We start from the raw sequence: 19,205 nt of genomic DNA, 5'->3' as shown, positions 1-19,205 counted from the left end.
AAGCGCGGGGATTGGATTGCTCTGGAAGCGTAAAGCCCCGCCGGAGGGCGGGGCTGAAGGAAGGGCCTTGTTAGAGCCTATTCTGCGGCGGCGTTCCGTTTCGGCAGCACCCAATCGGGGCGGGCGAAATGGCAGGTGTAGCCATTGGGCAGGCGCTGCAGATAGTCCTGATGCTCAGGCTCAGCCTCCCAGAAGTCGCCAACCGGCGCCAGTTCGGTGACCACTTTGCCGGGCCAGAGGCCGGAGGCGTTCACATCTGCGATGGTGTCTTCGGCCACGGCCTTTTGCGTCTCGTCCGTGTAGTAGATCGCGGAACGGTAGCTCATCCCCAGGTCATTGCCCTGGCGGTTGACCGTGGTCGGGTCGTGGATCTGGAAGAAGAACTCCAGCTGTTCCCGGAAGGAGGTGACGGCGGGGTCGAAAATGATCTCAATTCCCTCGGCATGGGTGCCGTGGTTCTTGTAGGTGGCATTCGGGACATCGCCGCCGGTATAGCCGACGCGGGTGCTGATAACGCCGGGGCGTTTGCGGATCAGTTCCTGCATGCCCCAGAAACAGCCGCCTGCCAGGACGGCGCGTTCGGTGGTGCTCATTTTACGACCTCCACTTGGTTGATGTAGGCGCCATAGCCCTCGGCCTCCATGTCGTCCAGATGGACAAACCGCAGGGAGGCGGAGTTGATGCAGTAGCGCAGGCCGCCCCGGTCCATCGGCCCGTCGGGGAAGACGTGGCCCAGGTGGCTGTCGCCATGGGTGGAGCGGACCTCGGTTCGGATCATGCCGAGGGTCCGGTCTTCCAGTTCCTGGATATGCGCGGATTCGATCGGTTTGGTGAAGCTGGGCCAGCCGCAGCCGGATTCGTATTTGTCGGAGGAGGCAAACAGCGGTTCGCCCGAGACGATGTCGACATAGATGCCTGGCTCCTTGTTATAGAGCAGCTTGCCGGTGCCCGGGCGTTCGGTGCCCGCGTTCTGGGTCACATAGAACTCTTCTTCCGACAGTGCTGCAACGGCGTCCGGGTTTTTGAAGTATTTGGTCATGGTGTCCTCCCGCCTGTTCGCGTTGCAGCAGAACATGGGGTCTGTAGCCGCAAATGCAAAGCCCTGTTACAGGCTGCTCGCAAAGCCGTGTGCGGGGCGGCTCAGGCGGCGAAGGCGCCGGCCAGCTCTGCGGGCAGGGTGAACTCGCCCAGCACCCGGGCGCGGGCGTCAGCCGACATCTTGCGGGCGGTCTTTTCGACAATGCGCTGCACCTTGTCTGCCGGGTGTTTGGCGGCGAAGGGTTCAAAATACCATTTCAGGAAGACAAAGCAGATGATGTCCTCCAGCGCCTGCACCTGATCGTCGCGCTTGATGCCCTCCTTGCGCAGCATTTTGGCTGCGGCGTCCACGTCCTCTGCGCCATAGCCCGCGTCCTGCATCAGGGCTGTGACCACTTCGGCGTGGTGCTCGGCCTCGGCCTTGCGCCAGGCGAGGTAGCCGGCGCGGCCTTCGGGGAAGGCGCTGCGCTCCAGCTTCCAGCGCTCCACATGCTGGCCGCGGGCGGCGATCTGCAATGGCTCGGCTGCGTCCGGGAACAGGCGTTGCTGCTCTGCGCTCATCCGCTGGCCGTAAAGCAGCGCGGCGGGCTGGCCGTCTTCCAGGGTCGGATCCTTGGCATTGGCGGCGTCGATTGCGTCCAGCACCTGGGATAGTTGCGCGCTCATGCCGCGTCCTCCTGCTTATGTCTTTGGGGATCAGGTTACGGCGGAAACGCAAGGACTTGCAACGGGGCCGCGCCGCGGCAGCGGCGCCGGGCCCAAGGGGCAGGGGCGGGTGTCAGCCCGGCTTTGCCGCGCGGGAGGGCCCTGTTTGCGGCTGTGCAGGCTGGCGGGAGAGCTGGACCGCCAGGATGCCGCCGGTGACGATGGCAACGCCCAGCACATCGAGCGGCCCCAGTTTCTCGCCCAGCAGCACGCTGGCGACGGCGACGCCGAATACCGGGTTCAGGAAGTGGAAGGTGGCGGCGCGCACCGCGCCGATGCGGTTCAGGAGCAGCACCCAGATGAAGGTCGCCATCAGTCCCGGCACGATGGTGGTGTAGGTAAAGGCCGCCGCCAGCCGCCAGGTGGGGTTGACGAATATTTCCTCGCTCAGCGGTGCGGCCACGAACAGGATGGCGGAGCCGATCAGCATCTGCAGCCCCACCACCATCATGAAGTTGCCGCCGGAGGTGGCGCCGCGCAGGGCGAGGGTTGCGGTGGTGAGGGCCAGCACGCCAATCACGCAGAGGAAGACGCCCGTCAGGTCCACGCCGGCGCTGAGGCGGGTGCCCATGATCAGGGCGACGCCCAGGATGCCTGCCAGCAGCCCGGCATAGCCGAGGGGCCGCAGCCGCTCGCCGAACAGCATCCAGCCGGCCAGCGCCACCAAGAGCGGCATGGTGGAGGCGATGATGGCGGCCAGGGAGGCCTCGATCCATTGCATGGCGACAAAGTTGAGGCCGAGGTAGAGCGCGTTCTGGCAGACGCCGAAGATTACCGTCGCGCGCCACTGGCCCGGAGTCAGCCGCCATGTCTGGCCCATGGCGCGGGCAATGGCGACGCCGATCAGGCCAGAGATCAGGAAGCGCACGGCCAGCGAGAACAGCGGCGAGGCGTCCTGCACGATGATCCGCGCCGAGGTGAAGGCCGAGGACCACATCAGGGCAAAGGCAAGCCCCATGGCTATTGCGCGTGCGTCCATTGTCCCAACCCTTTCTGCTGCGGCGGACTGTCGGGGAAGCGGGCGGCGGGATCAAGCCCCGTTCTTCAAGCCCTGTCAGCTGAGCCGGGCTGCAAAGATCTGCCAGCTGGCGGCGCCAAAGGCGGCGGCGAACAGGGCCTCGAACACGCGGCGCAGGCGGATGTAGATGCGGCTGGCGGCGGCGCTGGAAAACAGGATCGCGTAGCCGTGGAAGATCAGCGTGCTTTGCACTGCGATGGCGGCGATCACCACCAGCAGCGCCGTGGGCGCGGTGCCGGGCGGAATGCCGATGGCGTAGAGCGAGCCGAAGAACAGGATCGCCTTCGGATTGGTCAGGTGCAGCGCCAGCCCCTTTGCGTAAGCTGCGCGCAGCGAGGGCGCTGCCGAGGGGCGCAGTTCCGGGGCGCCGGAGCGCAGGGCAGAACGCGCCGAGCGGATCGCCAGATACATCAGGTAGGCGGCGCCGAAGTAGCGGACCACTTCGAACATCCAGGCATTGGCCAGCATCACCGCACCCAGGCCAAATGCGGCAGAGACCGACCAGATCAGTGAGCCGCTGCTGACGCCGGCCGCCAGTGCCAGCCCGGCGGCGCGGCCGCGCTGCATGGCAGTGCCGGCGATGGTCAGGGTGGCCGGGCCGGGGCTGACGCCGGCCAGCAAAGCGGCACCCAGGATCAGCAGCAGATTGACGTTCTCCATGGTGCGGCCCCCTCTTGTGCGTTGATCTCAGCCTGCGCCTCTGGACCCGGCATTGCAATCAGCAACGCTGCGGCGGCGGGCGAACTGTTGGCCGTATGTGCGGGGGCAAAAGAAAAGGGCCGCCCGCAGCGGGCAGCCCTCAAACCGTCCGGATCAGGTCCGGTATCAGCCGTTCACGCTGTCTTTCAGCGCTTTGGCGATGGTCATTTTCACCACCTTGTCGGCTTCCTTGGTGAACTTCTCACCGGTGGCCGGGTTGCGCACTTCGCGCTCGGGACGCTCGCGGCAGTAGATTTTGCCGACGCCCGGCAGGGTCACGGCACCGCCGCCCGACACTTCGCGGGTGATCAGCGAGCAGACCGCTTCCAGTGCGGAACCTGCGACTTTCTTGTCGCTGCCCATTTCCTCTGCCAGAGCGGCAACAAGCTGGGTTTTGGTCATCGGTTTGGACATTCTTCGTCTCCTTAAACTGCCCGAACTGTGGGGCCTCATCGCGTGACATTATCGTTATGTTGTATGATAACACAACTTCTTGTGTGCTCCGCACAGTCCAAAATGGGCATTTTTTCTAGGAAAACTGCAAAAAACCGCCTTAGAGGAAGGCTGTTTCGTCGAAGGAGCGCAATTTCCGGCTGTGCAGGCGCTCCAAAGGCATGCCGCGCAGGCGTTCCATAGCTCTTATGCCGATTTGCAGATGGCGCGCAACCTGGGTCCGGTAAAAGTCCGACGCCATGCCCGGCAGCTTCAACTCACCATGCAGCGGCTTGTCCGAAACACAGAGCAGCGTGCCGTAGGGTACCCGGAAGCGGTAGCCGTTGGCGGCGATGGTGGCGCTTTCCATGTCCAGCGCCACCGCGCGGGACTGGCTGAGGCGCTGCACCGGGCCGGATTGGTCGCGCAGCTCCCAGTTGCGGTTGTCGATGGTGGCGACAGTGCCGGTGCGCATGATCCGCTTCAGGTCGAAGCCTTCGTATTCGGTGATCTCGGCCACCGCCTCCTCCAGCGCGACTTGGATTTCCGCAAGCGCCGGGATCGGGGTCCAGATTGGAAGGTCGTCGTCCAGCACGTGATCCTCGCGCAGGTAACCATGCGCCAGCACGAAGTCCCCCAGCGCCTGGGTGTTCCGCAGGCCCGCGCAATGGCCGACCATCAGCCAGGCGTGCGGGCGCAGCACCGCGATGTGGTCGGTTGCGGTCTTGGCGTTGGAGGGGCCGACGCCGATGTTGACCAGGGTGACGCCGTTCCCGTCCTCGCGCTTCAGATGGTAGGTGGGCATTTGCGGCAGCTTGCCGGCCTCGGGGATCACCGCGTCAGGACCGGTTATCGCGTGATCGCCGGTGCTGACAAAACTGGTATAACCGCTGTCCGGATCCGCCAGCTGGGCGCGGGCATAGGCTTCGAACTCCGCCACGTAGAACTGGTAGTTGGTGAACAGAACGTGGTTCTGGAAATGCTCCGGGCTGGTGGCTGTGTAATGGCTGAGCCGCGCCAGCGAGTAGTCGATCCGCTGGGCAGTAAATAGCGCCAGCGGGCCGGTGCCGTTGGGGGGCTGATAGGTGCCGTTGACGATGTCGTCATTTGTGGTCGACAGGTCCGGCACGTCAAACACATCGCGCAGGGTGAAGCCCGCCGCACCCTCTTGCGGCACCGTCAGGTCCGGGCGCGAGGCCACTGCGAAATGCACCGGGATCGGGGTGTCCGAGACGCTGATGGTGACCGGCTGGCCGTGGTTGCGGATCAGCAGGGTGATTTGCTGGATCAGGTAATTGCGGAACAGGTCCGGCCGGGTCACCGTGGTGGCATAGGTGCCGGGTGCGGAGACGTGGCCAAAGCTGAGACGGCTGTCCACCTGTGCGAAGGTCAGGGTGGAGAACCGGATCTCCGGGTAGTAGGCGCGGATGCGCTGGTTGTCCGGCGCGCCGTCCGCCATTGCGCGGATGAACTCATCGCAGAGGAACCCGGTGGCCTGTTTATAAAGCAGCTCCAGCCGGTCCACGGCCTCGGTTGCGTCGTTGAAGCTTTCGTCCGGCGGATGGCCGGGGTGTTTTGTTGTTATCATTGGGCAGGCTCGATTACCGGGATTTTCTGGAATGTGCGCACGTCGACCAGGCCCAGGTCGGAGATCCTCAGTTCCGGGATCACCACCAGCGCCAAAAGCGAGTGCTGCATATATGCGTTGTTAAGGCTGCAGCCGCAGGCCTGCATCGCCTCCACCATCACCTGTGCCTTGGCGGCGACCTCGGTGGCGGGGCTGTCGGACATCAGGCCAGCGATCGGCAGTTCGATCAGCGCCAGTTCCTGCCCGTCCCTGTAAATGGTGATGCCACCGCCCACCTGCGCCAGCCGGTTGGCCGCCAGCGCCATCTGCGCGCGGTCGCTCCCGACAACAATCATGTGGTGGCTGTCATGCGCCACGGTGGAGGCCATCGCCATTTTACCGCTGTAGCCGAAGCCGGAGACAAACGCGTTGGTGACGCCGCCGGTGGCGCGGTGGCGTTCGACCAGCGCGATCTGGCAGACGTCGCCGCTGCCCTCGACCAGTCCGTCGACCACCGGCAGCTCTGCCTGCAGCGCCTTGGTCGGGGCCTGGTTTTCAACCACGCCGATCACATTGGCGGTGACCGCATTGGCGCCCTCCGGCGCGGCCAGTTCGAAGTCTTTGGCGGTCAGCTCATGGCCCAGGTGTACGGTGCCGCGGGCGCTGGCGGGCCAGTCGTAGTGCGGGCAGTCGACCTTGATAGAGCCTGATTCCGCCACGATCTGCCCGCGGGCGATGACCACCTCGATCGGCAGTTCGCTCAAGTCCGAGGTCAGGATCACATCGGCGCGGCGGCCCGGGGTGATGGAGCCGATCTCCCGCTCCAGCCCGAAGTGGGTGGCGGTGTTGATGGTCGCCATCTGCAGCGCAATCACCGGGTCGCAGCCGCAGGCAATGGCGTGGCGCACCACCCGGTTCATGTGGCCGTCGTTGACCAGCGTGCCGGAGTGGCAGTCATCGGTGCAGAGAATGAAGTTGCGCGGGTCCAGGCCCTTCTCGGTGACGGCGGTGATCTGGCTCTCGACGTCATACCAGGCAGAGCCGAGCCGCATCATCGACCGCATACCCTGGCGCACTCGCGCGATGGCGTCAGCCTCGCAGGTGCCCTCGTGGTCATCGGCTGGGCCGCCGGCCACATAGGCCGCGAAGTCCGGGCCAAGGTCGGGGGAGGCGTAATGGCCGCCCACGGTTTTTCCTGCGCGCTGGGTTGCGGCGATTTCGGCCAGCATCTTGGGGTCGGCGTTGGCGACGCCGGGGAAGTTCATCATCTCCCCCAGCCCGATGATGCCGGGCCAGTTCATCGCCTCAGCCACGTCCTCGGCAAAGATTTCATAACCGGTGGTTTCCAGCCCCGGCGCCGAGGGCGCGCAACTGGGCATCTGGGTGAAGATATTGACCGGCTGCATCAGCGCCTCGTCATGCATATAGCGCACCCCGTCCAGACCCAGCACATTGGCAATCTCATGCGGGTCGGTGAACATCGAGGTGGTACCATGCGGGATAACCGCGCGGGCAAATTCCGCAGGCGTCAGCATGCCGCTCTCGATATGCATATGGGCATCGCACAGGCCGGGGATCATGTAACGCCCGTTGGCATCGATGATCTGGGTGTCTGGCCCGGTGCAATAGGAGGCATCCGGCCCGACATAGGCGATACGCCCGGCCTTGATCGCAATATCATGGCCCGGCAGCTGTTCGCGGGTGTGGACATTGACCCAGATGCCCTGGCGGATCACCGTGTCAGCGGGCGCGCGGCCTGCGGCTACTTCGATCAATTGCGGGGCGGAGTCGGGCCAGCTCGGAAAAATGTTTTCTGACATAATCCAATTGTTCCGATTGCGGGCGGGAAGGCAAGCGGATTGCTGGCTTTGCTATCAAAGCTTCATGCGGATGGTGGAAAGGCGCCGAAGGCTGGCGCATTTGGCGTTGCCGCAGAGCCGCAACGGGGCGACACTGGTCCGTATGGATTACGAAAATACAGATGCCGACGGTTTCGGCCGCTCCCTGCGGGGCATCGGGATCAATCTTCTGGTGCGGGATGTGCCGGCAGAAATCGCTTTTTTAGAGACTGTTTTTGCGATGAAAGGCTATCAGGTGAGCAATGATTTTGCCATTGTCACCTATGGCGATCAGGTGTTTCAGCTGCACAGCGACGGCACCTATGCAGAAAATCCGCTGCTGGGGCTGCTGCCGGAAAACCCGCCGCGCGGGGCCGGGATTGAGATTCGGCTTTATGACACTGACCCGGATGCGGCTGCGGCGCGGGCGGAAGCCGCTGGCTTCACCATCCTGCAGGCACCCGCGGACAAGCCGCATGGCCTGCGCGAGGCCTATATCCTGTGTGAAAACGGCTATGCCTGGGTGCCAAGCAGGCCCAAGGGGTAAGGGCTGGGAATTCCTCCCCTTTTACCCGGGCGACGACCGGTCCATGCTGGGCGGAACCTTTTGGATGCCGCGAGGGACCGCTGATGCACGCCATTGCCGATACAACTGCCCTGGTCGAGGAGGGGGTGCTGACCGCGGATCAGGCCCGCACCATCGAGGCGCGCTCGCGCGAGGTTATGGTATCGCTGGCGGTCAACGCGATCCTGTGTTTCGGAATCATCGCCGCCACCGCCGGCTTCATCTTCTGGCTGGCGGATCCGCTTGCGGTAGCTGTGACGGGCATCCTGATGCTGGGCGGCGGGCTGGCGGTTCTGGCGCGCGGAAGCGAGACGCTGCGGATGTTCGGCAATTCCGCCACCCTGATCGGTGCGGGGATGCTGATGGGCGGTGCCGGGATTGAGCTCGTGGACAAATACGAGGACATCGCCGGCTGGGTGATGCTGCCTGCCGGCGCGCTGGTGGCGATGATCTGCACCTGGCGCTGGCGGCACGGGGCCTGGTCCGCGGGCTTTGTGCTGGGGGCGATCCTGCTGATGGGGCTGGCGATGCATCTGGCGGGGATCGAACTGCTGCTGCAACAATACGGCATCGGCTCACCGTTGCGGAACCTGGCGCTGCTGTATTATGCGGCGGCGCTGGCGCTGGCCGGCTGGCAAGTGGACGTGCGTTTTGTCACCGCGCTGGCAATTGCGCCCTTTGCCCAGATGCTAGAGACCGGCACCAGCTATTTCCATGCGGCCTATGTGTTCTATTCGCCGGAATCGACGCTGACGATCCTGCAGATGGTGCTGCTGATCGTGCTCTGTGTCTGGGGTGCGGCCCGGCTGGCGGAGCGCGATGCCCGGCACTTGCGCATCCTGGCGATATTGGGGTTTGTGGTCGCGAACCTTTGTGCGCTGGTCGGCTCCTTGTGGGGGGACGTGGTGGGCGAAACCGTTTGGGGGCCAGGCCGCTACAGCGACGGTTACGAGGATTGGGAAGCCTACTCTGCCGCCCGCGATGCCTTCCGCGACAGCGCACTGTTCATTTCCGAAAACGTCTATTCCGTGCTCTGGGCAGCGGTGCTGGCGGCGGTGATCTTCTGGGCGGCGCAGCGGCACCAGCGCGGATTGTTCAACGCGGCGCTGACCTTTGCCGCGATCCATGCCTACACGCAGATGTTTGAATCCTTCGCCGATGAGCCGCTGGCCTATGTGATTGGTGGTCTGGCGGCGATCCCGCTGGCCTGGGGATTGTGGCGGCTGAATCAGTGGATGGCGGCAAAGCAGGTCTAACCGGTACTGCGCAAGCTGCGCGGAGTGGTTCCGAACTCCGCCTTGAAGGCTCGGGTCAGCGCGCTCGGGTCGTCGTAGCCGCAGCGCAGGGCAATCTCTGAAACGCTCAGAACAGTTTCTAACACGAGCTTTCTGGCCTGTATCAGACGCAGCCGCCGGTAGACCGCCTGCGGCGTTGCCCCCAGTTCACCCTTCATCCGCGCCTCCAGATCCTTCTGGCTGCGGCCCGCCTTTCGGGCCACGGCAGCGATGGGCAAGGGCGTTTCCAGATTAGCCTGCATCACCGCAACCGCACGGGCAACCGACTTGCCGCGCACCAGGATCGGGTCCTGGGTCTCCGTCGCCTCAGGCGCCATGAACAGCGTGGCAACTTCCAGCCGCAATGCAGCGCCATGCTGGTCGCCGATCAGCTCCATCATGGTGTCAAAGGCCGCCAGCGCGCCGGTGCAGGTGATGCGGTCGCCGTCCCGGACCTGCCGCGCTCTTTCGGCCTCAACCTCCGGGAAAGCCTCGGTGAAGTGGCCCAGCTCTTCCCAGTGGATGGTGGCCCGGCGCCCGTCCAGCAGCCCGGCCTGCGCCAACAGCCAGGCACCGGTGTCAAAGCCCGCCAGTCCCTTGTAGCGGCGGGCAGCGGATTTCAGCGCCCGGGCGGTCGCCGCATTGGCGTGGCGCAGGAAGTCATAAGACGGCATCGCAATCAGCAGATCGCCGCTGCAATCACCCAGTTTTCCATGCGCCCGAACCTCCATGCCTGAGGACGAAACCGCCGGGGCGCCGTCCAGCGTCAGGAACCGCCAGGCATAGACCTGCCGCCCGGCGAAGGTGTTGGCGGCACGCAGCGGCTCCACCGTGTTGGCCAGGCAATGGGCCGAAAAGGCATCAAACAGCAGCACATCCAATTGCTGCGCCGCAGCGGCATCTTTTGTCCAACTTCGCATGATTATTTCTAACCTTGCATGATGAACGCGTGCAAGCGGCGTAATCTGATCCGCAACAGATTTGCCGAAGGAAGACCGCCATGCAGTTCGGGATGACCGAAGAACAGTCGATGATCGTTGAGACCACCCGCGCCTTTGTGGAAAAGGAGCTCTATCCGCATGAGGCGGAGATCGAGCGCACCGGCCACCTGGACATGGATGTGATCCGCGACGTGCAGAAGAAGGCAATGGAAGCGGGGCTGTATGCTGCCAACATGCCCGAGGAAGTGGGCGGTGCCGGTCTCGATACCCTGACCTGGCTGATGTATGAAAAGGAACTGGGCCGCGCCAACTATGCGCTGCACTGGACCGGGGTCGCGCGGCCGTCGAACATCCTGCTGGCAGGCACAGAGGAGCAGAAAGAGAAATACCTGTTCCCCTGCATGAAGGGCGAGAAATGGGACTGCCTGGCGATGACTGAGCCGGATGCGGGATCCGACCTGCGCGGTATGAAGGCCAGTGCCCGTCAGGACGGTGACGACTGGATCCTGAACGGCACCAAGCATTTCATCAGCCACGCCGATATTGCTGATTTTGCCATCTGCTTCATGGCAACCGGGGTTGAGGACACACCGCGCGGGCCGAAGAAGAAGATCACTGCCTTCTTTGTCGACAAGGGCACACCCGGTTTCGAGGTGCGCGACGGCTACGGCAACGTCAGCCACCGCGGCTACACCAATGCGGTGCTGGAATTCGACGACTGCCGCCTGCCGTCCTCGGCCATTCTGGGCGAGGTCGACAAGGGCTTCGAGGTGGCCAACACCTGGCTGGGCGCCACCCGCCTGCAAGTGGCCGCCACCTGCCTGGGCCGCGCCGAACGGGCGCTGCAGCACTCGATCGAATACGCCGCCGAGCGCAAGCAGTTCGGCCAGCAGATCGGCAAGTTCCAGGGCATTTCCTTCAAACTGGCCGACATGGCGCTGGAGCTGAAGGCGGCGAACCTCTTGACCTGGGAAGCCGGCTGGAAATTCGACCAGGGCACCGTCACCGAGAGCGACATGTCGATGGCCAAGCTGAAGGCAACCGAGATGCTGGCGATGGTTGCCGATGAGGCGATCCAGATTCACGGCGGCATGGGCCTGATGGACGAGCTGCCGCTGGAACGCATCTGGCGCGACGCACGGGTGGAGCGTATCTGGGAAGGCACCAGTGAAATCCAGCGGCACATCATCAGCCGCGAGATGCTGCGCGCCGTCGGAGGCTGATCCATGACCCAGACCGGGAAACCCGTTGTTACCATTACCTACTGCATCGGCTGCAACTGGCTGCTGCGGGCGGGCTGGATGGCGCAGGAGCTGCTGCAGACCTTCCAGGACCAATTGGGCGGGGTGACTCTGGTTCCCGGAGATTTGGGCGGGATCTTTGAGATCCATGTTGATAAGGAGCTGGTCTGGGAACGCAAACGGGACGGCGGCTTTCCTGATGTGAAAGAGCTGAAAACCCGCGTGCGCGACCGGATCAACCCTGAACAAGACCTCGGCCATCTGGACCGCGGCAAGACCGGTGAATAAGATCATATGCAGTCTCTAAACAGGCTTTTCCGCCCGAAAACCATTGCTGTGATTGGCGGCGGCGCATGGTGCCGTCTGGTGATCGAGCAATGCCAGAAGATGGGGTTCGAGGGCACCATTTGGCCCGTCCACCCCAAAGCTGAAGAGGTCGCGGGCCTGCCTGCCTTCAAGGATGCCGACAGCCTGCCGGAGGCACCTGACGCAGCCTTCATAGGGGTGAACCGTTTTGCCACGATCGAGGTGGTGCGGGCGCTGTCGGCGCGCGGGGCTGGCGGGGCAGTGTGTTTTGCCTCCGGGTTCCTGGAGGCTGCGGCCGAGGACGCGGAAGGCGCGGACCTGCAGGCGCAGCTGCTGGAAGCGGCAGGCGGCATGCCGTTCCTTGGCCCCAACTGCTATGGCTTCATCAACTACCTGGACGGCGCGCTGCTGTGGCCGGACCAGCATGGCGGGCAGCGGGCAGAAAAGGGGGTGGCACTGGTCACCCAAAGCTCCAACATCGCCATCAACCTGACCATGCAGAAGCGCGGGCTGCCGCTGGCCTATGTGGTGACCGCCGGCAATCAGGCGCAGTCGGGCATTGCCGCGATTGGCGAGGCGTTGCTGGAGGATGACCGGGTGACCGCGCTGGGCCTTCATATCGAGGGTTTTGGCGACCTGCGCGCCTTTGAGGGGCTGGCCGCCCGGGCGCGCGAGCTGGGCAAGCCGGTCATCGCGCTGAAAGTTGGCAAATCGGCTGAGGCCCAGGCCGCAACTGTTTCTCATACCGCCTCGCTTGCGGGCGGTGACGCGGGTGCGGGGGCTTTGCTCTCACGCCTTGGCATTCCGCGTCTGGATGACCTGCCTTCCTTCCTGGAGACGCTGAAATTGCTGCATGTGGCGGGGCGGCTGCCTTCGAACCGCATCGCAACCATCAGCTGCTCCGGCGGGGAGGCAAGCCTGGCTGCGGACACCGGCCATGCGCGCAAGGTGGAGTTCCCGCCTTTGAACGACCGCCAGAAAACGGACCTGCGCGCGGCACTCGGCCCGATGGTGGCGCTGGCAAATCCGCTCGACTATCACACCTATATCTGGCGCGACACCGAGGCGATGACCAAGGCGTTCTCAGCCATGATGGATCCGCAGCTGGCAATGACCATGCTGGTTGTGGATTTCCCGCGCGATGACCGCTGCGATGCCTCGGACTGGGAATGCACCATTCAGGCCGCCATTGGTTCGCGTGAACGGACCGGTGCCAACGTCGGTCTGGTGGCAACCCTGCCGGAACTGCTGCCGGAGGAAGTGGCGGCCCGGCTGATGGACGCGGGTGTGGTGCCCTTCTGCGGTCTCAGCGAAGCGATTGCCGCCTGCGAGGCGGCCAGCCTGCCGCTGCCGGAAGCGCCTGCGCCGTTGTTGCTGCCAACCCCGGTTGTGGAGCCCGATCTGGTGCCGGAGGCCGAAGCCAAATGGCAGCTTTCCAGCTATGGGCTGCGCACTCCGCGCTCCAAACGGGCGGCTTCGGCCACCAATGCCCGCGCGGTGGCGGTCGACGTCGGCTTCCCAGTAGTGCTGAAGGGCGAAGGTGTCGCGCATAAAACCGAGGCGGGGGCGGTGGCGCTGAACCTGAACTCAGGCCAGGAGGTGAGCGACGCCGCCTTCAACATGCCTGCGGAGCGTTTCCTGGTGGAGGAGATGGTTACTGGCGCGGTGGCGGAGCTGCTGATCGGCGTGGTGAAAGACCCGGCGCACGGGTTTGTCATGACACTGGCGGCGGGCGGCACCCTGACCGAGCTGATGGAGGACAGCGCGTCTTTCCTGCTGCCGGCCTCGGATGCGGAGATTGAGGCGGCACTCCAGTCGCTGCGCATCGCGAAGCTGCTGGACGGTTACCGCGGCGCCCCGGCAGCCGACCGCGAGGCAATCCTGCGCGCCATCCGTGCAGTTGAGGCCTACGTGGTGGAGAACGCGCTGGGCCTTGAGGAGATCGAGATCAACCCGCTTCTGTGCACGCCAAAGGATGCGGTTGCGGCAGACGCGCTGATGCGCCGGAAATACTGAGGCTTCGGCCCTGAAACAGAACGGCATGCCAAATGCCAGGAGGAGACGACATGAGTGAAAGCCCCGTAAAAACCCGCCGCGACGGCGCCATTCTGGAAGTCACGCTGGACCGGCCCAAGGCCAATGCCATTGACCTGGCCACCAGCAAGGTGATGGGCGAGGTATTCCGAGACTTCCGCGACGACCCGGAGCTGCGGGTGGCGATCCTGACCGGCGGCGGGGGGAAGTTCTTTTGCCCCGGCTGGGACCTGAAGGCGGCGGCTGACGGTGATGCCGTTGATGGCGACTATGGCGTCGGCGGTTTCGGCGGGCTGCAGGAGCTGCGTGATATGAACAAGCCGGTGATCGCCGCCGTGAACGGCATCGCCTGCGGCGGCGGGTTGGAGCTAGCGCTGTCGGCGGACATGATCATTGCAGCCGATCACGCCACATTTGCGTTGCCGGAAATCCGCTCCGGCACCGTGGCAGACGCCGCCAGCGTGAAGCTGCCCAAACGCATCCCCTATCACATCGCCATGGAGCTGTTGCTGACCGGCCGCTGGTTTGATGCCGAAGAAGCCAACCGCTGGGGGCTGGTGAATGAGATCGTGGCCGCAGATCAGCTGATGGACCGTGCCTGGGAACTGGCAAGGCTGCTCGCCTCCGGTCCGCCGCTGGTCTATGCGGCGATCAAGGAGATTGTGCGCGACGCCGAAGACAGCAAGTTCCAGGATGCGATGAACCGCATCACCCAGCGCCAGCTCAAGACGGTGGATGTGCTTTACGGCTCCGAAGACAACCTGGAAGGCGCCCGCGCCTTTGCCGAAAAACGCGATCCGGTCTGGAAGGGGCGGTAACGCAACTCTCCCGCCTGCTGCGGGACATCTGAAGATGCCCCTCCGCAGTTGGGCCTGGCGCCGCGCTTCGCGCGGCGTTTTCTTTGCGCTGAGAAGCTCTTGAGGAGCAGGTCTGCTCCTCAAGCAGCCGGATCGAGTGTATGACCCGCCATCGCCGCCTCAAGGGCAAGCCGCGCGTGCCGCGCGGAGGCTGTGCCTCCCTTGACCCGGCGCTGACGGGGCGGGGCTAAACCTTCTGGAACAGCGCAATAATCGCGGTATCGTCCTTGTGCGCGCCGGTGGCCCGGGGGCCATAGATGCGCAGCTCAGGCAGGGTCAGGCTTTTGATCCATTGCCCCTGCAGCAGCCTGTCAAAGGCTGCGGCAAATCCCGCCTTTTCATAGAACTTTGCGTTCACCGACAGGGCGAACCAGGCACCGGGCTCGGCCACCCGCAGCAGGGCGGGCAACACTTCAGGGCCAAGGTGGCCGTGGGTGAAGGTGCCGGAGGAAATAACCCCGCGGTATGAGCCGCGCGGCACCGGGATGCCCTCCATCAGGTCGGCCTCGATCACGTCGCGGTAGGCGTCTTTGCGCAGCGCCTCGGCCAGCATGGCGGCGCTGATGTCGGTGGCGTCCACAGGCTCAACCCCAAGCGCCCGCAGCGCCTGGCCGCAAAGACCGGTGCCCGCGCCCGCGTCCAGAACCGGACCTGTTCCCCCGGCGGCGGCAAAGGCCTTGGCCGTCAGTCCGGGCAGCTGGTAGTCCTGCCCGGCAGCAAAATCCTGATCGTAGGAGGTGGCCCATTCCGCATAGAGCTGCCGTGAATCTTCAGGCGTGCTCAGCGCATAGGCATCGGCCAATCCGGGTGTCTGCTTTTTCATCGGGCCATCAAAGCCGTGCGGGGGATTCGAATCAACCCTTGCGCACCGGGCACGGCCAACGCATCTAGGAGGCATGAGAAAAACGCTGCTTTGTCTTGGATTTGGCTATACCGCCCGGGCGCTTGCCCCGCGCCTGATGGCGGCGGGATGGCGTGTCATCGGCACCTCGCGTGAGGTGGCGGCGGCTGATGGTGTTGAGATGATCACCTGGCCCGGGCAGGACGTGCCGCTGGACGGCGTGACGCATGTGCTGAACTCGATCGGCCCCAATGCGGATGGCGATCCGGTGCTGGCAGCCATGGGGGACCGGATTGCCGCCGCACCGGATCTGGAATGGGTGGGGTATCTTTCGACCACTGCCGTCTATGGCCACCACGACGGCGCCTGGGTGGATGAAGACACGCCAGTGACGCCCTCCAGCCAGCGCGGCGACTGGCGCGCCCTGGCGGAGATGCAATGGCAGGCGATCCCCGGCCTGCCGCTGCACATCTTCCGGCTGGCCGGCATCTACGGACCCGGCCGCGGCCCCTTTGCCAAGCTGATGGCGGGCAAGGCGCGGCGGATCATCAAGCCGGGGCAGGTGTTCTCCCGCATCCATGTGGACGACATCGCCCAGGTGCTGGCAGCCTCCATTGCGCAGCCGCGTCCGGGCGCCATCTATAACGTCTGCGATGACGACCCGGCGCCGCCGCAGGATGTGCTGGGCCACGCCGCCGAACTTCTGGGCCTGCCGGTGCCGGCCGAAGTGCCCTTTGACGAGGCCGGCATGACCCCGATGGCGCGCAGTTTTTACGGGGAGAACAAGCGGGTCCGCAACCGCCGGATCAAGGATGAGCTGGGGGTGGAGCTTCTTTACCCGACCTACCGGGAGGGGCTGCGGGCGGTTCTGGAGGCCGAGGATATGGAAAGCTTTGTGCCGCCAGCAGAGCCGCCGGGGGTGTGACGGAAAATTAGCCAGGGCTGCCCAGACAGGCTCAAACCTGGTTTTTAACCCAAGTTAGGCTCGCTTCTCGCCTATCGTCGCCACGCCCAGAACATCCAGCACCTTCGCTTCGATCTGCGGCGCGTTCATTGCGGCGGTTTCGTACATATCCGCTGGGCTGGCCTGGTCGATGAAGGTGTCAGGCAGCACCATCGAGCGGTATTTGAGGCCGCTGTCAAAGACGCCTTCCTCTGCCAGGAGCTGCGCCACGTGGGAACCGAAACCGCCCACTGCGCCTTCCTCGATGGTGATCAGCGCCTCGTGGTCCGCGGCCAGTTGCAGGATCAGATCGCGGTCCAGCGGCTTGGCAAAGCGGGCGTCGGCGATGGTCGGCGTGATGCCCTTGGCAGAGAGTGCCTCGGCAGCTTTGCGGACCTCGCCCAGGCGGGTGCCGAAGGACAGAAGCGCCACGCGTTTGCCCTCCTGGATCATCCGGCCCTTGCCGATTTCCAGCACTTCCGGGATCTCCGGCATTTCGACGCCTTCGCCCTCGCCGCGCGGGTAGCGGAAGGCGATGGGACCGTCGTCATACGCAGCGGCGGTGGCGACCATATGGACCAGCTCGGCCTCATCGGCGGCGGCCATCACCACCATGCCGGGCAGGTTGGACATGAAGCCGATGTCGAAGCTGCCGGCGTGGGTGGCGCCGTCGGCGCCGACCAGGCCGGCGCGGTCGATGGCAAAGCGCACCGGCAGCCGCTGGATCGCCACGTCATGCACCACCTGGTCATAGCCGCGTTGCAGGAAGGTGGAGTACATCGCACAGAAGGGCTTCATGCCGCCCGCCGCCAGTGCCGCGGCAAAGGTGACGCCGTGCTGTTCGGCAATGCCGACATCAAAGCAGCGCGAGGGGTAGCGTTCGGCCATCAGGCTGAGGCCGGTGCCATCCGGCATCGCCGCGGTGACGGCGCAGATCTTGTCGTCCTTGGCGGCGTGCTTCACCAGTTCGTTGCCGAAGACAGAGGTATAGGAAGGCGCGTTGGAGGGGGCTTTCTTCTGCTCGCCGGTCACCATGTCGAACTTGGCAGTGGCGTGGCCCTTGTCGCGGGCGCGCTCGGCGGGGCCGTAGCCCTTACCCTTCTTGGTGAGGACGTGGATCAGGATCGGGCCGGTGGCGCGGGCCTTGACGGTGCGCAGGACCGGCAGCAGCTGGTCCATGTCGTGGCCGTCGATGGGGCCGAGGTAAGAGAAGCCAAGCGCCTCGAACATGGTGCCGCCAACCGCCATGCCTTTCAGCATGTCCTTGGCGCGTTTGGCGCCCTCGCGGAAGGGTTCGGGCAACAGTGAGACCGCGCCCTTGGCGGCGGCTTTCAATTCCTGGAACGGCTCGCCTGCATAAAGGCGGGACAGGTAGGAGGACAGCGCGCCGACCGGCGGGGCGATCGACATTTCATTGTCGTTCAGGATCACGAACAGGCGCTTGCCTAGGTGGCCTGCGTTGTTCATTGCCTCAAACGCCATGCCGGCCGACATCGAGCCGTCGCCGATCACTGCAATCGCATCACCGTTGCCCTCGGGGATCACGCCGCCGAGGTCGCGCGCCACGGCAAAGCCAAGCGCTGCGCTGATCGAGGTGGAGCTGTGGGCGGCACCGAAGGGGTCAAAGGGTGACTCGGAGCGTTTGGTGAAGCCGCTGAGCCCGTCCTTCATCCGCAGGGTGCGGATGCGGTCGCGGCGCCCGGTCAGGATCTTGTGCGGGTAGCACTGGTGGGAAACGTCCCAGATCACCTTGTCCCGCGGGGTGTCGAACACCGCGTGCAGGGCGGTGGTCAGCTCCACCACGCCAAGGCCGGCACCCAGATGGCCGCCGGTGACGGAAACCGCGGAAATGGTTTCCTGCCGCAGCTCCTGCGCCACCTGCACCAGCTGCGCATCCGTCAGCCCCTTCAGATCCGCGGGGCGCGTGATCTGGTCCAGAAGCGGGGTCTTGGGCCGGTCGGGCATGGTGTCTCCTTGGGCTGCGCCTTTTAGCGGCGTGGCGCGGGGTTAGCTGTCGCGCGCAATAACGAAACGCGCGGCTTCCTTCAAGGTTGCGGCGTCTTCACCATAGGGTGACAGCGCGGCACAGGCATCCTCGCAAAGCGACTGTGCGCGGGCTTTTGCCTCTGCCAGTCCCAGCAATGAGACAAAGGTCGCCTTGCCGGCATCGGCATCCTTGCGCACGGCCTTGCCGACCTTGGCGGCATCACCTTCCACATCCAAGATGTCGTCGGCGATCTGGAAAGCAAGGCCGAGGGCGCGTGCGTATTGCCGCAGCGGGGCCAGGTTGCCGCCTGCCAGCACCGCGCCGGCGGTGGCGGACCATTCGATCAGGCAGCCGGTCTTGCGGCCCTGCAGCTTGGTGATTTGTTCGAGTGTAAGCGGTGCGGCCGCAGATTCTGCCGCAATATCCAGCATCTGGCCGGAGACCATGCCGTCCTTGCCGGAGGATTGCGCCAGACTGCGGATCAGCTCCAGTGCATGGGGGCCAGCCTTGGGGTCTGCCAGCAGCTCAAATGCAAAGGTTTGAAGGCTATCGCCTGCCAGAACCGCCATCGCCTCGTCCCATTTCTTATGGACCGTAGGCTGGCCGCGGCGCAGGTCGTCGTCATCCATGCAGGGCAGGTCGTCATGCACCAAGGAGTAGGCATGGATGCATTCGATGGCCAGCGCGGCGTCAAGTGCGGCCTCTGCCGCGACCCCATGCAGCCGGGCGCTTTCCAGCACCAGGAAGCCGCGCAGCATCTTGCCGCCGGTAATGGCATAGCGCATCGCGGCGTGCAGTTCGTCACCGCCTGCGAGCCGCGCTTCCATATGCGCGGTGATGCGGGTCTGTGCGTCTTTCAGCGCCTCAGCAAAGGGGCGCGCAGTTTCAAGGAAAGACTGGGTGTCTGCGGCGGTCATGA

19 protein-coding genes are annotated in these 19,205 nt (G+C 64.7%); 7 read left to right on the top strand and 12 right to left on the bottom strand.

Annotated features, from left to right (window positions below; genetic code table 11):
- Positions 1 to 77 precede the first annotated feature (77 nt).
- The 8 genes from msrA to ade form a co-directional block, all read right to left on the bottom strand.
- Positions 78 to 593: a peptide-methionine (S)-S-oxide reductase MsrA gene (gene msrA, locus RA25_RS10055; protein ID WP_039171970.1), complete on the bottom strand. Its 516-nt coding sequence runs from the start codon at positions 591 to 593 to the stop codon at positions 78 to 80.
- Entirely contained in the window at positions 590 to 1,039 is a 450-nt protein-coding gene (gene msrB / locus RA25_RS10050) for a peptide-methionine (R)-S-oxide reductase MsrB (protein ID WP_019297528.1), read from the bottom strand. The genes msrA and msrB overlap by 4 nt, the downstream gene beginning before the upstream one ends.
- Before the next feature lie 101 nt (positions 1,040 to 1,140).
- Positions 1,141 to 1,704 (bottom strand): DUF4202 domain-containing protein, encoded by a 564-nt coding sequence (locus tag RA25_RS10045; RefSeq protein WP_039171967.1) that lies wholly within the window; start codon positions 1,702 to 1,704, stop codon positions 1,141 to 1,143.
- 112 nt (positions 1,705 to 1,816) lie between these two features.
- The gene (locus RA25_RS10040; RefSeq protein ID WP_019297530.1) at positions 1,817 to 2,722 is read right to left on the bottom strand and encodes a DMT family transporter; all 906 of its coding nucleotides are present in this window, start codon (positions 2,720 to 2,722) and stop codon (positions 1,817 to 1,819) included.
- Between the two features lie 75 nt (positions 2,723 to 2,797).
- On the bottom strand, positions 2,798 to 3,421 hold the full coding sequence (locus RA25_RS10035) for a LysE family translocator (RefSeq protein WP_039171964.1): 624 nt from the start codon (positions 3,419 to 3,421) through the stop codon (positions 2,798 to 2,800).
- A gap of 165 nt (positions 3,422 to 3,586) precedes the next feature.
- Complete coding sequence (locus tag RA25_RS10030; protein WP_019297532.1) at positions 3,587 to 3,874, bottom strand: HU family DNA-binding protein; 288 nt, start codon at positions 3,872 to 3,874, stop codon at positions 3,587 to 3,589.
- A 139-nt stretch (positions 3,875 to 4,013) separates the two neighbouring features.
- Positions 4,014 to 5,480: an AMP nucleosidase gene (locus RA25_RS10025; protein WP_039171961.1), complete on the bottom strand. Its 1,467-nt coding sequence runs from the start codon at positions 5,478 to 5,480 to the stop codon at positions 4,014 to 4,016.
- Positions 5,477 to 7,279, bottom strand: coding sequence for an adenine deaminase (gene ade, locus RA25_RS10020; RefSeq protein ID WP_039171959.1), 1,803 nt, complete (start codon positions 7,277 to 7,279; stop codon positions 5,477 to 5,479). Before ade ends, RA25_RS10025 begins: the two co-directional genes overlap by 4 nt.
- 142 nt (positions 7,280 to 7,421) lie before the next feature.
- Here ade and RA25_RS10015 point away from each other — a divergent pair, with 142 nt between their 5' ends.
- Both RA25_RS10015 and RA25_RS10010 read left to right on the top strand, forming a co-directional pair.
- Complete coding sequence (locus tag RA25_RS10015) at positions 7,422 to 7,844, top strand: glyoxalase (RefSeq protein ID WP_039172342.1); 423 nt, start codon at positions 7,422 to 7,424, stop codon at positions 7,842 to 7,844.
- An 83-nt stretch (positions 7,845 to 7,927) separates the two neighbouring features.
- Positions 7,928 to 9,118 (top strand): hypothetical protein, encoded by a 1,191-nt coding sequence (locus tag RA25_RS10010; protein WP_193747134.1) that lies wholly within the window; start codon positions 7,928 to 7,930, stop codon positions 9,116 to 9,118.
- Here RA25_RS10010 and RA25_RS10005 read toward each other — a convergent pair.
- Positions 9,115 to 10,056: a GlxA family transcriptional regulator gene (locus RA25_RS10005; protein ID WP_039171953.1), complete on the bottom strand. Its 942-nt coding sequence runs from the start codon at positions 10,054 to 10,056 to the stop codon at positions 9,115 to 9,117. The two genes, RA25_RS10010 and RA25_RS10005, sit on opposite strands and share 4 nt — an antisense overlap.
- Before the next feature lie 80 nt (positions 10,057 to 10,136).
- Between RA25_RS10005 and RA25_RS10000 the strand changes: the two genes are divergently transcribed.
- Genes RA25_RS10000 through RA25_RS09985 form a run of 4 tightly spaced genes read left to right on the top strand, consistent with a single transcriptional unit; the run spans position 10,137 to position 14,476 of the window.
- Positions 10,137 to 11,300 carry an acyl-CoA dehydrogenase family protein gene (locus tag RA25_RS10000; RefSeq protein ID WP_039171950.1) on the top strand — a complete coding sequence of 388 codons (1,164 nt, stop codon included), beginning with the start codon at positions 10,137 to 10,139 and terminating at the stop codon, positions 11,298 to 11,300.
- 3 nt (positions 11,301 to 11,303) lie between these two features.
- Positions 11,304 to 11,606, top strand: a complete 303-nt coding sequence (locus tag RA25_RS09995; protein ID WP_039147503.1) for a SelT/SelW/SelH family protein — start codon at positions 11,304 to 11,306, stop codon at positions 11,604 to 11,606.
- 6 nt (positions 11,607 to 11,612) lie between these two features.
- Entirely contained in the window at positions 11,613 to 13,640 is a 2,028-nt protein-coding gene (locus RA25_RS09990; RefSeq protein WP_039147501.1) for an acetate--CoA ligase family protein, read from the top strand.
- A gap of 50 nt (positions 13,641 to 13,690) precedes the next feature.
- Positions 13,691 to 14,476 (top strand): carnitinyl-CoA dehydratase, encoded by a 786-nt coding sequence (locus RA25_RS09985; protein WP_039147499.1) that lies wholly within the window; start codon positions 13,691 to 13,693, stop codon positions 14,474 to 14,476.
- A 226-nt stretch (positions 14,477 to 14,702) separates the two neighbouring features.
- On the opposite strand, the gene RA25_RS09980 is transcribed toward RA25_RS09985, so the two are convergent.
- Entirely contained in the window at positions 14,703 to 15,338 is a 636-nt protein-coding gene (locus tag RA25_RS09980) for a class I SAM-dependent DNA methyltransferase (RefSeq protein WP_039171947.1), read from the bottom strand.
- A gap of 73 nt (positions 15,339 to 15,411) precedes the next feature.
- Here RA25_RS09980 and RA25_RS09975 point away from each other — a divergent pair, with 73 nt between their 5' ends.
- The gene (locus tag RA25_RS09975; RefSeq protein WP_039171943.1) at positions 15,412 to 16,281 is read left to right on the top strand and encodes an SDR family oxidoreductase; all 870 of its coding nucleotides are present in this window, start codon (positions 15,412 to 15,414) and stop codon (positions 16,279 to 16,281) included.
- A gap of 54 nt (positions 16,282 to 16,335) precedes the next feature.
- On the opposite strand, the gene dxs is transcribed toward RA25_RS09975, so the two are convergent.
- Entirely contained in the window at positions 16,336 to 18,264 is a 1,929-nt protein-coding gene (dxs, locus tag RA25_RS09970) for a 1-deoxy-D-xylulose-5-phosphate synthase (protein WP_039171941.1), read from the bottom strand.
- A gap of 42 nt (positions 18,265 to 18,306) precedes the next feature.
- Positions 18,307 to 19,203 carry a polyprenyl synthetase family protein gene (locus RA25_RS09965; RefSeq protein ID WP_039171938.1) on the bottom strand — a complete coding sequence of 299 codons (897 nt, stop codon included), beginning with the start codon at positions 19,201 to 19,203 and terminating at the stop codon, positions 18,307 to 18,309.
- Positions 19,204 to 19,205 lie beyond the last annotated feature (2 nt).

This window comes from Leisingera sp. ANG-S5, assembly GCF_000813925.1.
GTDB lineage: Bacteria > Pseudomonadota > Alphaproteobacteria > Rhodobacterales > Rhodobacteraceae > Leisingera.
Note: the sequence above shows the minus strand (reverse complement) of the source record. Positions and strands in the feature narration are given on the sequence as shown.